The sequence below is a fragment of the Shimia litoralis genome, from assembly GCF_005518135.1.
Classification (GTDB): Bacteria; Pseudomonadota; Alphaproteobacteria; order Rhodobacterales; family Rhodobacteraceae; genus Shimia_E; species Shimia_E litoralis.
The window spans coordinates 147,425-160,797 of the sequence record NZ_SULI01000002.1; the positions used below are offsets into that span (position 1 = coordinate 147,425).

At 55.2% G+C, this 13,373-nt stretch carries 15 protein-coding genes; 7 read left to right on the forward strand and 8 right to left on the reverse strand.

From position 1 onward, the window contains the following. Positions 1 to 21: 21 nt before the first annotated feature. Positions 22 to 822 (forward strand): SDR family NAD(P)-dependent oxidoreductase, encoded by an 801-nt coding sequence (locus tag FAP39_RS02720; RefSeq protein WP_138014843.1) that lies wholly within the window; start codon positions 22 to 24, stop codon positions 820 to 822. A 77-nt stretch (positions 823 to 899) separates the two neighbouring features. Then, the gene (gene hemF, locus FAP39_RS02725; RefSeq protein WP_138014844.1) at positions 900 to 1,793 is read left to right on the forward strand and encodes an oxygen-dependent coproporphyrinogen oxidase; all 894 of its coding nucleotides are present in this window, start codon (positions 900 to 902) and stop codon (positions 1,791 to 1,793) included. A gap of 64 nt (positions 1,794 to 1,857) precedes the next feature. On the opposite strand, the gene FAP39_RS02730 is transcribed toward hemF, so the two are convergent. Together FAP39_RS02730 and hemC are read right to left on the reverse strand one after the other, a co-directional pair. Beyond that, a complete protein-coding gene (locus FAP39_RS02730; protein WP_138014845.1) occupies positions 1,858 to 2,421 on the reverse strand; it encodes a hypothetical protein in 564 nt (187 codons plus the stop codon). A 195-nt stretch (positions 2,422 to 2,616) separates the two neighbouring features. Then, positions 2,617 to 3,564 carry a hydroxymethylbilane synthase gene (gene hemC / locus FAP39_RS02735; protein ID WP_138014846.1) on the reverse strand — a complete coding sequence of 316 codons (948 nt, stop codon included), beginning with the start codon at positions 3,562 to 3,564 and terminating at the stop codon, positions 2,617 to 2,619. Between the two features lie 202 nt (positions 3,565 to 3,766). On the opposite strand from hemC, the gene hemE reads away from it, so the two are divergent. The 4 genes from hemE to FAP39_RS02755 all read left to right on the forward strand — a co-directional run bounded on the left by hemE (position 3,767) and on the right by FAP39_RS02755 (position 7,092). Then, complete coding sequence (hemE, locus tag FAP39_RS02740; protein ID WP_138014847.1) at positions 3,767 to 4,801, forward strand: uroporphyrinogen decarboxylase; 1,035 nt, start codon at positions 3,767 to 3,769, stop codon at positions 4,799 to 4,801. A gap of 304 nt (positions 4,802 to 5,105) precedes the next feature. After that, on the forward strand, positions 5,106 to 5,555 hold the full coding sequence (locus FAP39_RS02745) for a hypothetical protein (protein ID WP_138014848.1): 450 nt from the start codon (positions 5,106 to 5,108) through the stop codon (positions 5,553 to 5,555). Then, positions 5,555 to 6,037, forward strand: coding sequence for a hypothetical protein (locus FAP39_RS02750; protein ID WP_138014849.1), 483 nt, complete (start codon positions 5,555 to 5,557; stop codon positions 6,035 to 6,037). Before FAP39_RS02745 ends, FAP39_RS02750 begins: the two co-directional genes overlap by 1 nt. 278 nt (positions 6,038 to 6,315) lie before the next feature. Continuing rightward, a complete protein-coding gene (locus tag FAP39_RS02755) occupies positions 6,316 to 7,092 on the forward strand; it encodes a L,D-transpeptidase (protein WP_138014850.1) in 777 nt (258 codons plus the stop codon). Between the two features lie 6 nt (positions 7,093 to 7,098). On the opposite strand, the gene FAP39_RS02760 is transcribed toward FAP39_RS02755, so the two are convergent. Genes FAP39_RS02760 through FAP39_RS02785 form a run of 6 tightly spaced genes read right to left on the reverse strand, consistent with a single transcriptional unit; the run spans position 7,099 to position 12,288 of the window. Continuing rightward, positions 7,099 to 8,181: a CaiB/BaiF CoA transferase family protein gene (locus tag FAP39_RS02760; RefSeq protein WP_138014851.1), complete on the reverse strand. Its 1,083-nt coding sequence runs from the start codon at positions 8,179 to 8,181 to the stop codon at positions 7,099 to 7,101. A 14-nt stretch (positions 8,182 to 8,195) separates the two neighbouring features. Next, the gene (locus FAP39_RS02765) at positions 8,196 to 9,020 is read right to left on the reverse strand and encodes an SDR family NAD(P)-dependent oxidoreductase (RefSeq protein WP_138014852.1); all 825 of its coding nucleotides are present in this window, start codon (positions 9,018 to 9,020) and stop codon (positions 8,196 to 8,198) included. A gap of 15 nt (positions 9,021 to 9,035) precedes the next feature. Next, positions 9,036 to 10,184, reverse strand: coding sequence for an acyl-CoA dehydrogenase family protein (locus FAP39_RS02770; protein ID WP_138014853.1), 1,149 nt, complete (start codon positions 10,182 to 10,184; stop codon positions 9,036 to 9,038). An 18-nt stretch (positions 10,185 to 10,202) separates the two neighbouring features. Next, positions 10,203 to 10,619 carry a MaoC family dehydratase gene (locus tag FAP39_RS02775; RefSeq protein ID WP_138014854.1) on the reverse strand — a complete coding sequence of 139 codons (417 nt, stop codon included), beginning with the start codon at positions 10,617 to 10,619 and terminating at the stop codon, positions 10,203 to 10,205. A gap of 10 nt (positions 10,620 to 10,629) precedes the next feature. After that, complete coding sequence (locus tag FAP39_RS02780; RefSeq protein ID WP_138014855.1) at positions 10,630 to 11,097, reverse strand: FAS1-like dehydratase domain-containing protein; 468 nt, start codon at positions 11,095 to 11,097, stop codon at positions 10,630 to 10,632. A gap of 3 nt (positions 11,098 to 11,100) precedes the next feature. Next, positions 11,101 to 12,288, reverse strand: a complete 1,188-nt coding sequence (locus FAP39_RS02785) for a lipid-transfer protein (protein ID WP_138014856.1) — start codon at positions 12,286 to 12,288, stop codon at positions 11,101 to 11,103. 99 nt (positions 12,289 to 12,387) lie between these two features. Between FAP39_RS02785 and FAP39_RS02790 the strand changes: the two genes are divergently transcribed. Further along, complete coding sequence (locus FAP39_RS02790; protein ID WP_171006768.1) at positions 12,388 to 13,311, forward strand: LysR family transcriptional regulator; 924 nt, start codon at positions 12,388 to 12,390, stop codon at positions 13,309 to 13,311. Positions 13,312 to 13,373 lie beyond the last annotated feature (62 nt).

Below are 13,373 nucleotides of genomic sequence, written 5' to 3' on the forward strand. Positions count from 1 at the left end.
TCAGAATCACGGGGATAATTCATGTCATTTTCGATAGCGGGAAAAACAGCCATCGTCACCGGGGCCGCCAACGGTATTGGTTTGGCTGTGGCGCGCCACTTTGCGGATCACGGTGCGAATGTTATGTTCGCTGATATGGACGAAGAACGTCTTTTGAAAGAGGTCGGCGACAAGTCCGAAGATGGAAATATCCGATATTTTGCCGGTGATTTGCGCGAGAAACTGACCATTGCCAACTTGCTGTCAGCGACGATTGACGCATTTGATACTGTGGACATATTGGTGAATGGATGTCGTCAGGTGATGCCGTCTGATCCCTTGGACCCAGACGATGAAACCGTCGAGGTTCTGTTACAGCAGAATATGCTGACGTCGCTGCGCCTGTCGCAGGTTGTGATTAAGCGGATGATGAAACAGGCCGAGGGCAAGACCGAAGGTCAGGTCGGGTCGATTGTGAATCTGTCCTCGATTGCGGCACGTAGAACACACCCCGACTTGCTTGGGTATTCGGTATCCTCGGCGGCTTTGGATCAAATGACACGGTCTTTGGCTGTGGCATGCGCCCCCCATCGGATTCGGGTGAACGCGGTCTCTTTTGGGTCGGTTATGTCAACGAGCCTAAAGAATACGCTCAAGGACAATATCGATTATCGCGATGATATCGAAGATCATACGCCTTTGGGCCGCATCGCCGGCCCCGGTGAGTTGGCGGATGCCGTACAGTATTTGGCGTCGGAAGGGTCTGGTTTCATGACCGGACAAATTATGACGCTCGATGGTGGACGCACCTTGCTTGATCCTGTCGAAGCCCCCGCGCACTAGGACCCGCTGCGCCGTTGTGGCACTGGCGGTTGCGGGCGCACCCTGATAGTTCGTTCTGACGAATAGGGGGGGATGTCATGTCCGATCAAATGGAAACACAAAAACAACGCGCTGCTGCTTGGTTTCACGAGCTGCGCAACCAGATCGTGGACGCGTTCGAGGGCTTGGAAGACAGCCACACCAAGGGCCCATTTTCAGATCAGCCTGCTGGCCGATTTGAGGTGACCAAAACCAAACGTGCCAGCGCGGACGGATCAGATGCTGGCGGCGGCTTGATGTCGGTGATGCGTGGTGGTCGGGTGTTTGAAAAGGTCGGTGTGAACATTTCGACGGTTTATGGCGAATTGGGCACGCGTGCGCAGGCCGCGATGGCCGCCCGTAAGGGCATTCCGGGAATGAAGGATGATCCGCGGTTTTGGGCGTCGGGCATCAGCCTTGTGGCCCACATGCAAAATCCGCAATGCCCTGCTGTGCATATGAACACCCGCATGTTCTGGACGCCGCACGCATGGTGGTTCGGCGGTGGCTCTGATCTGAACCCGTGTTTGGAATACGACGAAGACACGCAGCATTTCCATGATGTTCAAAAAGAGCATTGTGATCGCCACGATCCCGCACATTACCCACGTCTTAAGGCGTGGGCGGATGAGTATTTCTATGTGCCTCATCGCGGACGTGCGCGCGGTGTTGGCGGAATCTTTTTGGATGACCACAACAGTGGCGACTGGGAGCAGGATTTTGGATTTATCCAAGATGTTGGCCGCGCTTTTCTGCCAGCATTCGTTCCGTTGATTGAAAAGCGCCGCGAGGTGGACTTCGGCGAGCCTGAAAAAGACGTACAGCTGGTACATCGCGGGCTCTATGCTGAATATAATCTGGTTTATGATCGTGGAACCAAGTTTGGTCTGGAAACGGGTCACGATGCGAACGCGGTATTGATGAGCCTGCCGCCGATGGCGAAGTGGGTGTAACCACGAAATCAAGACTGGCGGGGCCTTCCCGCCAGATGCCTAGATTTTCCACACGCCCGTCAGCTTACCCCTGCAGCATCCGAATGTTGCGGCATAGCTGGCGGTGCATCATTTCGACTTCTTCGTATTGCCCACGGATCGCAGTAATTTCCGCGGTTTTGTTCCGAAGCTTGATACGCATTTTCGCAGGGCCACCCGGTGTTTCGGCCTTGCGTACATAGATGCTGGTGATGTCCTTAAGTGGAATGCGCTTGGTCGAGCGAACGGTGTTCTGACGTGAAAGATGTGAAATACAGATAGTTTGTCGCGCAGGGTCCAAGGCGATCTCGCTGCGATGACCGCGCATCGCAAACCCGTACACGGCAATTCCCACCGTAGAAAAAGCCACAGACAAGAGAACTTTGGTGACCATTGGATCGCCAGCAAAGCTGGCGTTCGGGGCCAGCCATTGCACGAAAGCCCCAAGAACAATGACGATGCCAGCAAACCGTACCACGGCCTCGTTGCGAGAGGTGTGTCGAAAATGGCCGTGCGCTTCGCGTACGGAAAAGCCATCATCAACCGCTGATGGTGTTAGAGTTTCCCAAGCGGCAGCGCCCATGACATTCTGTCCAACTACTGCGTTCATGTCCTATCCCTCCGATAGTCTGGTTTAGAGCCATTAAGACAACCAAAAGTGGCTGAAATGGGGAAGGTAAACTACCTAAATGGGGAATTTTGAATACAGATATGCAACGCTGGGGTGTGGATTGCTCGATTGTTTCTTTTTTCGGAACAGTGCGGGTGGGGCGGTTCTATGTTGGTCTAGCACCGTTCCCAAGGCTCACGTGCGCCAGTCAAAGAACCCTGGCCCTGCCTGAGCGAGAAGGCTTGCCGCAATTTCCTGTCCAAGGGCTGCGCCATCTTCGATTGGAGCGGTACGGTCTTCCGAAATGCTCTCTGATCCGTCAGGGCGCAAAACTTCTCCGCGCAACCTAAGGGTCCCGCCGTCAAGATCTGCCAGTCCCGCAAGGGGTGTTTCGCATGATCCATCCAAGGCAGCCAGAAATGCGCGCTCGGCGGCCAGTCTTTGACCTGTTTCCTTGTCGTGGATAGCAGACAGCATTTCTGCGGTATTCATATCGCTCGATCGACGTTCGATGCCAATAGCGCCTTGCGCCACGGCCGGAAGCATCTCTTCGGGTTCGATGGCGGACGCGGCCACATGTGCCATATCCAGACGATTTAGCCCGGCCATGGCCAAGAAGGTACATTCGGCGACACCATCCGCGAGTTTTTTCAACCGTGTTTGAACATTGCCGCGAAATTCGACCACATTCAGGTCCTTGCGGTAATTTAATAGTTGAGCCTTGCGTCGCAGAGAAGACGTGCCCACAACAGCGCCTGTTTCCAAGTCGGCAAGTTTCTGAACACCTTGCGAGACAAACGCATCTCGCGTGTCTTCTCGGGGCAGATAGGTATCAAGCAACAAGCCGTCAGGTTGTAGGGTCGGCATGTCTTTCATTGAGTGCACGGCGATATCAATTGCGCCAGACAGCATGTCTTCTTCGATTTCTTTGGTAAACAGGCCCTTGCCGCCGATTTCCTTCAGGGGGCGGTCAATGATGCGATCCCCTGTGGTTTTGATCACCTTAATCGCAAAGGCGTCTTCGGGCAGATCAAACGCTGTCATCAGTCTGCGGCGCGTTTCATAAGCTTGCGCCAAGGCGAGCGGCGAGCCGCGTGTGCCAATCTTGAGAGGCGAGTCGGGGGAGGGCAGAATAAGTGTCATAGGCGTGGTCTAATCCTGACTGCGTGGTCTGACAAGCATAGAAGGGTTGACATCCTGTCGCTTGCACGTGACCTAGCTATCCAATGGCTTCGTTCCAAAGGGGCAGAGGCCGCGTGTTTTGCGTCAAATGGCAGGGTTTGCCGGGTGAATTCCTTGACGCATGTCAACGCAGGGCATTTTGGCCAAAGTTATGAGGGTGAGTATGACACAGACAAAGACAATTCTGCGAGCACTGGCAGGCGAAACCCTTGAGACGCCGCCGATCTGGATGATGCGCCAAGCTGGCCGGTACTTGCCCGAATATATGGCGACTCGTGGCCAAGCAGGTGATTTTCTGTCGCTCTGCTATTCGCCAGAACTTGCGGCGGAAGTGACATTACAACCCATCCGCCGTTATGGGTTTGATGCGGCGATCCTGTTTGCCGACATCCTTTTGCTGCCACAAGCCTTGGGCGCAGACCTTTGGTTTGTCACTGGCGAGGGCCCTCGGTTGTCAACGATTCAATCACAGGCCGATTTTGATAAACTCAAACCCGTGTCTGAAATCGACGAGACATTGTCGCCTGTATACGAAACCGTCAAAATCCTTTCACGAGAGCTGCCAAAAGAAACGACACTGATCGGCTTTGCCGGTATGCCTTGGACCGTCGCGACCTATATGGTTGCAGGACGCGGGACGCCGGATCAGGGGCCAGCACATGCACTTAAGGATGAAAATCCTGAACTGTTTGACCAGATTATTGATCTCTTGACCGCAGGGACAATTGAATATTTGTCCAAGCAAATCGAAGCAGGTGCCGAAGTGGTCAAGCTGTTTGATAGTTGGGCCGGCTCTTTGAAAGGGGCCGATTTCGACAAATACGCGGTGGAGCCAGCCAAGAAAATCATTGCAGGTCTTAAGGCGCGCCATCCTGACACCCCTATCATCGCATTCCCACGCGGCGCAGGCGAGCGGTATGTCGGCTTTGCCAAGGCCACGGGTGCGGATTGCGTGGCATTGGACGATGGTGTGACACCAGAGTGGGCCGCGAAAAACGTTCAAAACGACAGCTGCGTCCAGGGGAACCTGAAGTCGTCTCATATGGTGACGGGCGGACAAGATTTGGTGGATGAAACCCGCAAGATTGTCGCCGCATTTGGCAAGGGACCACATATCTTTAATCTGGGTCACGGGATTACGCCGGACGCAGACCCTGCAAATGTCCAACTGATGATTGACACTGTGCGCGGAAAATAGAGCGCGCGATTGGTGTGGAATGTAGGCGGCGTGTCCCATGGGGCGCGCCGTTTTTGTTTTTGGGGCGCGCATTACATGTTTGTTCCCTGTTTTTCGATGTGCATCCAGTTGCACGCTGACTGTTCTTGAAAACATCTGAAATTTTGAATGAGATAATGATCCGGATCATTGCACGGTGATTTTTGGTGGATAAACTTGAACACATAGGGTGGAGAATTTTGGGGCCAGTACCCGCGTTATTGGGGCACACAAATTGAATGTGTGCGGCTTTGAAATTGACCTTTTTATCTTAGGAGGACTTTGGATGAAGTCATTTAACTGGACCAGAATCTGCGCGGCAATAATCGTCGCGAGCGGGCTGGGCACCCCATCGTTGGCGGATGACGCTTATCGGCTTGATTGCAAGGGTGGCGGCAACATGGTGCTAGGGGCCGAATGGGTTGCTGCGATCGGTGATTTAAAGATCGAGATTCGATATGACAGGGCTGCTCGGGGATCATCGCAAGCGCCGCTGACCCCTGGAACGTGTGCATGGGTTGACCGAGCCCTCCGAGAAGGTGAGCCTTTGGCGCTTTCTTTGGTCATCGAGGATGCCCACAAGGTGAATCTTGCCTGTTCGCAGATGCTCTGCGAGTTCAGATACGCCGATCCCAAAGTGGTCAAATTGATGTCGCTGGCACAATCTAATGCAACCTGGGGAATGTTAGTTCGCAACCGCGAAGGAACGATGCAAGTTATTGAGGTGATGTACTGATGGAAACGCGAACACATATGACATCAAAGTCACCCTCATTCCTTGCAACTGTTTTGGTCGGGGCTGTTTTTGCGATGGGTGCTATTTTTGGAGCGCCAGCAATGGCCGAAAATATGCAGACATACACTCTTGTATGCCGCGGTGGGCCGGACATGTTTGTCACAATCTATGGCGAAGAACGCGCCAGAGTAGAGGCCACCGTTGGGTTTCGCCCGGCCCCCGTTGGGGCAAACGAGCGTATTCCTGAGTCCGGAACATGCGCATGGCGAGATCGTGCGTTACGTGCCCACGAGCCGCGTCTCATTTTGATCCGTGACGCGTCACCGCGCTATTTTGCGATGACATGTCAACGAGGTGGTTGTGAACTTTTGTCAAATTCGCCGCGGGTCGAAAACTTGGTCAATAGATCGTTGCGTTCGACGCTGTTTGAGATTCAGGTTTTTAACGACCAAGAAGGGCATCTCGTTATTCCAACGAACTAGGTGTCGCGCATACTTGGGTATTGTGTGTACTTTTGACCAAACCGTTTTTGACGGCTCGCCCAAAGGCGCATCCATATCGGGTGCGCCTTTTCCCGTTAATCGCAGAGAATGATCGTGTGTTTTCTAAGATTACCCGCAAAAGATGACATACATTGAGATAATTTTTGACCTTGGGGCCTCATTTCCTTGCGTCACCCTGCCTGCAGCGCATACGTTGCTTTAAGGTCCAAGATTTTGGTGCCTTTGATTTATTCTGCTCTGATTTCTGGATTCGCCTGATGACCACTATTCCGTTCCGTGCCCTTTTTCTTATCACAAGCCTAAGCGTGCTTGCTGCGTGCTCTGGATCGCATCGCGTTGAGAAGGCCGCAGAGCAGGATGGGTATGGTGCTGTTGTGGACAATGACATCACAATCCCCGCTGTGGACCCGCAGTATTTGGACGTGCCCAACCGCCGTGAAGTTGTGTCGTACTTTGGCACCGAAGAGCCGGGCACGATTGTGGTCGATCCTTACGCAAAGTTTCTGTATTTCGTTGAGGAAGGTGGTCAGGCGACGCGCTATCCTGTTGCGGTCGGTCGCGAAGGACGCGGGTTCAAGGGCCAAGCAACCATTCGTCGTAAAGCCGAGTGGCCGGGCTGGACCCCGACCAAGAACATGCTGAGATCAGAACCCGAAGTCTATGGCCCGTTTGCCAAAGGTATCCCGGGTGGTGTGGCAAGCCCCTTGGGCGCGCGCGCGCTGTATCTGTATCGCGGCGGCAGAGACACTTATTACCGTATCCACGGGACCAATGACGTCGAATCCATCGGGAATGCCAATTCCGCAGGGTGTATTCGGATGTTCAACCAAGACGTGATTGACCTTGCTGAACGCACACCGCTAGAGACACAGGTGTTTGTGCGAACCTACGACGAATCTGTGATGGCAGAGGGCGAAGAGATGGCCAATCGTGGTGTCGAGCTGCCGCCAAAAATCGTGGACCCAGAGGTGGTATATGCCGCGGTCGAAGCCGATAAAGAGCGTCGCAAAGCTCTCGAGGCTGCAACCGAGTAACGACCCTTAGCCCCTATTGAGTTCCGCAAGAATTTCATCGGTGTGCTGACCGCGCAAGCAGGGCGTGGCAGGTTTGGGCGTTTTCCCGTCAAAACGCGGGGCGGGCGCCGCCTGAAGCACGCCGTCAGGCGCATGCCAAACGCCGCGCGCCTGCATATGCGGCGCTTTGCTGGCTTCTTCGGGGGACAGAACCACCGCCACGCACGCGTCAGAGCCGTCAAACAGGTCAGCCCAATGCAGGCGATGTTGCGATATGAACATGTCTTCTAGGCGGGCCGTCAACTTGGTCCAAAGTGCTGCGTCGTGTTGTTTCTGGAATTCGGGGTCGTCACTGAGACCCAGTTTTTCAAGGAAGATTGCGTAAAACTGTGGCTCCAGACATTGTACGCTGACATAGCCGCCATCGGCACACACATAGCTGCGACTCCAATGTGGGCCGTCTAGCAAGCTTTGACCGCGATCCATGGACAACATGCCTGTCTGGCGAATGGCCATGAGCAATGTCATCATATGGGCTGATCCGTCGACAATGGCCGCGTCCACCACGGTGCCTTTGCCGGTGGCTTTGGCATTGAGAATTCCGGACAGGATACCCACAACCAGATACAGGGCGCCGCCTCCGATATCTCCGACCAATGTGGCGGGGGTGATGGGGGGCGAGCCCGGTTCCGACGCATAATGCAGCGCGCCGGATGTGGCGATATAGTTTAGGTCATGCCCGGCCGTTTCAGCGCGCGGGCCGGTTTGCCCCCAGCCCGTCATGCGGCCAAAGACCAGCGCCGGATTGTCCACATGACATGCTTCGGGGCCAAGGCCCAGACGTTCCATCACGCCGGGGCGAAACCCTTCGATCAAGGCATCGGCGCTGGCGATCAGCTGCTTGGCTGTGGCGATGTCATTCGCATCCTTTAGGTCAAGTGCAATCGACCGTTTCCCGCGATCCAGAACACTGCCATCAGAGGTGACCTGACCGCCTTTGCCTTTGCGATGAATGGTGATGACATCCGCGCCCAGATCCGCCAGCAACATGGCTGCAAACGGGCCCGGCCCAAGACCTTCGATTTCAATGACGCGAATGCCGTTCAACATGTGGATGTCCTTTATTAAAGCTGCCAGCCGCCGCCGACGACCATGACCTGCCCCGAGACATAGTTGGATTCGGGGACGCAGAACAGATAGACGCCGCCTGCGGCCTCTTCGGCTGTGCCGGGGCGGCCCATCGGAACCATCTGGGCGAACCCGCCAGCCACTTTGGATGGAATGCCGATCGACACCTCGTTACCGTCCACATTGATGGTTTTCTTCTCATCCGTGGCTTCGGTCAGGCGGGTTTCGATATAACCAAAAGCTACACAGTTCACACCGACCTTGTAGCGGCCCCATTCCTTGGACAAGGTTTTGGTCAGGCCAATCACGCCCGCCTTGGCAGAGGAATAGTTGGCTTGGCCGACGTTGCCGCCCGTACCTGCGACAGAAGAAATATTGACCACCTTGCGAAATACCTCGCGGCCTTCTTCGGCCTCTTGTTTGGCGGCCCCTTTGATAAAGCCGCTGGCTGCGCGCAAAATCCGGAACGGTGCCTTGAGGTGCACGTCCATCATGGCGTCAAACTGTTGGTCTGTCATGTGCCCGATCAGGCTGTCCCAAGTATAGCCAGCGTTGTTGACGATAATGTCCACACCGCCAAAGGTTTCGATTCCTGTGCCAATGAAGCGTTCCGCAAAACCATCTTCGGTGACGCTTCCTGGTACGGCGACGGCATCGACGCCCATTGCCTTGATTTCATTTACCACATCAACCGCCGGATCAACCTCAAGGTCGTTCACAACGATGTTGGCCCCTTCCGAGGCCAGCTTTAGCGCGACCGCGCGACCAATCCCGTTGCCTGCACCTGTGACATAGGCGGTTTTGCCTTCAAGTTTGCTCATCTTTTCAACCTTTCCCTAGTCCTGATCCAGCCCGCGGGCGATCAGTTCCTTCATAATTTCATTGGTCCCGCCATAGATTTTCTGGACACGGGCATCGGCATACAATTCTGAGATCAGATATTCGTTCATGTAGCCGTAACCGCCATGCAGCTGCAGGCATTCATCGACGATGTCGCACTGCATCTGGCTGCCCCACCACTTGGCCATCGCGGCCTTTTCCGGGGTCAGTTGTCCCATTTCAAGTTCGGCCAGACATTGGTCCAGAAACGCAGCCAAAAGTTCGATCTTGGTGGCGGCTTCTGCCAGTTGAAAGCGGGTGTTTTGAAAATCCATCACGCGCTGGCCAAAGGCCTTGCGTTCTTTCACATATTCGAGCGTGACACGCAGCGCACATTGAGCATTTCCCAGTGCTCCAAACCCAAGGATCAGACGTTCCCAAGGCAGTTGTTTCATCAATTGATAAAACCCCTGACCTTCGTCCTTACCCAACAGATGGGTCTGCGGCACGCGCACGTCTTCAAAGAACAACTCGGCTGTATCGTTGCGTTTCATACCCAGCTTGTCGAGCTTGCGACCAACCTTGAAACCATCCAGATCTTTGGTTTCCAACACGATCAACGAGACCCCTTTGGAGCGCGATGTCGGGTCTGTTTTGGCCACGAGGATAATCAAATCCGCGCTGCCGCCATTGGTGATGAACGTCTTGGAACCATTGATCAGATATTCATTACCGTCTTTCACGGCAGTGGTCTTTACAGCTTGCAAATCTGACCCAGTGCCGGGTTCGGTCATGGCGATTGCGGCCACCATGTCGCCGCTGGCCAGCTGTGGCAGCCATTTTGCCTTTTGCTGTTCGGTGCCAAAGGCGGTGATGTAGTGGGTAGAGATATTGTGGACCGAAAAGCCCCATCCGCTGTCGCCGATTTTGGCCTGTTCCAAATAGGTTACGGCGTCAAAGTGGCGCGATAATCCCAACCCGCCGAATTCTTCTGGGATGGTCGCACCCAGAATGCCGATCTCGCCAGCTTTGGTCCAAAATTCTTTTGGCACCAAGCCATCGGTTTTCCACTGGTCGCGGTTGGGTTGGAATTCGTCCTCGAGAAAACGACGGACAGAGTCGCCATAGGCAGTGTGTTCTTCATTCATCCAAAGATGGTTGGGCATATCTGTATTCCTTAGGGCTTAGGCGGCGCTGATCAGCGCTTCGCCACGCAGGGTTTGGGTTCCGTCGTCGATGGTGGCCGTCAGTGCGATGCGCAGCATAGGCGCGCCGTCCTTTTCGAACCGTTCGACCACGCGGCCGGTACATGTGACAGTGGCCCCAACAGGGGTAAGAGCGGTAAAGCGGCTGGACAGCCCACGCAAACGGTCGGTGCCTGCCCAGTTGGTGGCCACGCGCCCCAATTGCGCCATGGACAACATGCCATGGGCAAAAACGTCTTGCAGGCCCGCCTGTTTGGCGAAGTCCAGATCGATGTGGATCGGGTTGTGATCGCCAGAGGCCCCCGCATACAGCGCCAGTGTGGTGCGTGTGATCGGGCCAAATGTGACGCTGGGCAGAGTATCGCCCGCGGTTGCGGTGTGTGGTGTGATGGTCATGGTGTTCCCCTCAGCCCAGACGATGGATCAGATCGCGGCGCGCCACGGTCAATGTGCCACGCCCGGGATGGCGAATTTCCATCTCGAGATGGGCAATTTCCAGCTTGCCGCCTTTGGCGTCGCTGAACCCTTTGACGCGGCTGATGACCTGCACGGTGTCGCCTGCAAAAATGGGCCCGTGATAGTCGTAATTTTCATTGCCGTGCAGCAGATACCGCATGTCCGCCTTGATCACCTCGAGCAGGGCGGGCATGCTTTTGCGCTCGCTTTCTTTGGCAGCGGCCATGTCGATCACAACTGGATAGGTCACAGGGGCCATCACGTCTGGATGGCCAGCGGCGCGGGCGGCCTCGGCGTCCGAATGGATCGGGTTGGTTTCGCCGATGGTCTCGGCAAAGAAGGCAACGGCTCCGCGTTCCACAATGACGTCGATAGGCGGGGATTCATGCCCCGCGCTGGAGCGATCAAAAATACCCATGGATCAGGCCGCCTGATACAGGGTTACGACGCATGCGCCACCCAGACCCAAATTGTGTTGGAGCGCGGTTTTGGCGCCGTCGACCTGACGGGCGTCTGCGGTACCGCGCAACTGATGGGTCAATTCGTAACATTGCGCCAGACCTGTCGCGCCCAATGGGTGGCCTTTGGACAGCAACCCACCCGACGGGTTGGTCACATATTTGCCGCCATAGGTGTTGTCTCCATCGGCAATAAACTGTTGCGCGCCGCCTTCGGGGCAAAGGCCCAGACCTTCGTAGGTGATCAATTCGTTATGGGCGAAACAATCGTGTAGTTCGACCACATCCACGTCATTGATGTCGATGCCGGATTGATCTTGCACCTGCTTGGCGGCTTGTGCGGTCATGTCATAGCCGACCAGCTGCATCATGTCGTGGGCTTCAAACGTGCTGGCATAGTCGGTGGTCATCGCCTGCGCCTTGATCGACACGGTGGTGGGGATGTTGTGTTTTTTGGCGAACGCTTCGCTGCACAGGATTGCTGCGGCACCGCCACATGTTGGCGGGCAGGCCATCAAGCGGGTCATCACGCCGTCCCACATCATGGGGGCTTCCATGACCTGCTGTTCGCTCACCTCTTTGTTGAATAGCGCCAGCGGGTTGTTTACCGCGTGGCGGCTTGCCTTGGCGCGAATCTTGGCAAAGTCATTCAGCGTGGTGCCGAATTTTTCCATATGCGATTTGCCTGCGCCGCCAAAGTACCGCAACGCCAAAGGGATTTGACCATTGCCGACAAGATCATCTGTTTCTTTGTCAAAGTCATCAAATGGCGTCGGGCGGTCGGTGAAGTGACTGGTCAGTGCGCCGGGTTGCATCTGCTCGAAACCCACGGCGAGGACACAGTCCGCAACACCATGTTCAATCGCCTGACGGGCCAGAAACAGCGCGGTGGAACCGGTGGAGCAATTGTTGTTCACATTTACCACCGGAATGCCGGTCATGCCCACATGATACAGAGCCTTTTGCCCACAGGTTGAATCGCCGTACACATAGCCTGCATAAGCCTGCTGGACATCGTCGTAAGACAGGCCCGCGTCGGTCAGCGCGCCACGGATCGCGTCCGCACCCATTTTGTCATAGCTGTCTGACGCACCGGGTTTGGCAAATTTAATCATGCCGACGCCGGCAACAATCACAGAAGATGTGGTCATTTGTCTCTCCGTTCAATCTGGTTTGAGCAGAGTATGGGATTGACTGCAGGCATAAATCAAATTCAATATTCTCTCGTGGTATTCCAAAGGAGAATGGGTGTGAACCTGACCAAGCTTCGATATCTGGTGACTGTTGATCGGGCTGGGGCAATCTCTGCCGCAGCCAAGGTTTTGCACATCACACAGTCGGCTGTGACCAAGGCGGTGGCTGACGTAGAAGCAGATTTAGGATTTGCGGTGTTTGATCGGCGTGCGCGCGGTGTTGTGGCCACAGCCGCAGGGCGCGAATTTATCGACCGTGCCGCGCGAATCTTATCGGATATGAACCAATTGGTCTCTGATACCAAAAGCAGCCGGGACACGCGTGACCGGGTGCTGCGTATCGGGGTGGCGCCGCCGTCCTTGGAAGGCTTGATGAACCGGTCGATCCGACATCTTATTCTGTCACATCCCGAGGTGCGTGTGCAATTGCGTGGCACCCCGTTTGAAACCGGCGTTCAGCTCTTGCGCCAAGGGGATCTGGATACGCTTGTCACGCCCAGTAAACCCCTGAGCACCGCAGGCGATTTTGTCGTCGAACCCTTGCCGCCGTTGCGGTCGCTGATGTTCGCTAGAAAAGGCCATCCGCTTGCTGGCCGGCGATTGAAAGCCGGGGACGTCGCAAAATACCCTATCATTTCGCCGGATTTGTCTGGCCCAGTCGTGGAGCCATTGATGGAGGTCCTAAGCTTTTTGGACAGCGACCCTCAACGAAATCTGCATATTCTCGAGAACTTTGCGATGGCGTCGGGAATCATCGAACGATCTGATGCGGTTGGCGTGGTGGGGCACACCTATGTTCAAAGCCAGTCATTTCGCACCCGTTTCGAGGTATTGGACTATGATATGGGCGACCCGCTGCCAATGGTTCTGGCCTATCGGTCCGAATGGCAACCGTCTCGGGCGATGACATGGTTGCGGGCAGCTCTCAGGGCTCATCCACCGACGTCTCTGAGCGGGCAAAGCTCGTCTCATGCTGGTTAGAGCGCACGGTATTGTTTGTGGACTGAGGGATGAAATTGATAGATGCTTGCCCCAGCCAAAAT

Bases quoted from the DNA above. Each gene is read 5' to 3' on its own strand.
- FAP39_RS02720 (WP_138014843.1), top strand. From the start codon at position 22: ATGTCATTTTCGATAGCGGGAAAAACAGCCATCGTCACCGGGGCCGCC.
- hemF (WP_138014844.1), top strand. From the start codon at position 900: ATGTCCGATCAAATGGAAACACAAAAACAACGCGCTGCTGCTTGGTTT.
- FAP39_RS02730 (WP_138014845.1), bottom strand. From the start codon at position 2,421: ATGAACGCAGTAGTTGGACAGAATGTCATGGGCGCTGCCGCTTGGGAA.
- hemC (WP_138014846.1), bottom strand. From the start codon at position 3,564: ATGACACTTATTCTGCCCTCCCCCGACTCGCCTCTCAAGATTGGCACA.
- hemE (WP_138014847.1), top strand. From the start codon at position 3,767: ATGACACAGACAAAGACAATTCTGCGAGCACTGGCAGGCGAAACCCTT.
- FAP39_RS02745 (WP_138014848.1), top strand. From the start codon at position 5,106: ATGAAGTCATTTAACTGGACCAGAATCTGCGCGGCAATAATCGTCGCG.
- FAP39_RS02750 (WP_138014849.1), top strand. From the start codon at position 5,555: ATGGAAACGCGAACACATATGACATCAAAGTCACCCTCATTCCTTGCA.
- FAP39_RS02755 (WP_138014850.1), top strand. From the start codon at position 6,316: ATGACCACTATTCCGTTCCGTGCCCTTTTTCTTATCACAAGCCTAAGC.
- FAP39_RS02760 (WP_138014851.1), bottom strand. From the start codon at position 8,181: ATGTTGAACGGCATTCGCGTCATTGAAATCGAAGGTCTTGGGCCGGGC.
- FAP39_RS02765 (WP_138014852.1), bottom strand. From the start codon at position 9,020: ATGAGCAAACTTGAAGGCAAAACCGCCTATGTCACAGGTGCAGGCAAC.
- FAP39_RS02770 (WP_138014853.1), bottom strand. From the start codon at position 10,184: ATGCCCAACCATCTTTGGATGAATGAAGAACACACTGCCTATGGCGAC.
- FAP39_RS02775 (WP_138014854.1), bottom strand. From the start codon at position 10,619: ATGACCATCACACCACACACCGCAACCGCGGGCGATACTCTGCCCAGC.
- FAP39_RS02780 (WP_138014855.1), bottom strand. From the start codon at position 11,097: ATGGGTATTTTTGATCGCTCCAGCGCGGGGCATGAATCCCCGCCTATC.
- FAP39_RS02785 (WP_138014856.1), bottom strand. From the start codon at position 12,288: ATGACCACATCTTCTGTGATTGTTGCCGGCGTCGGCATGATTAAATTT.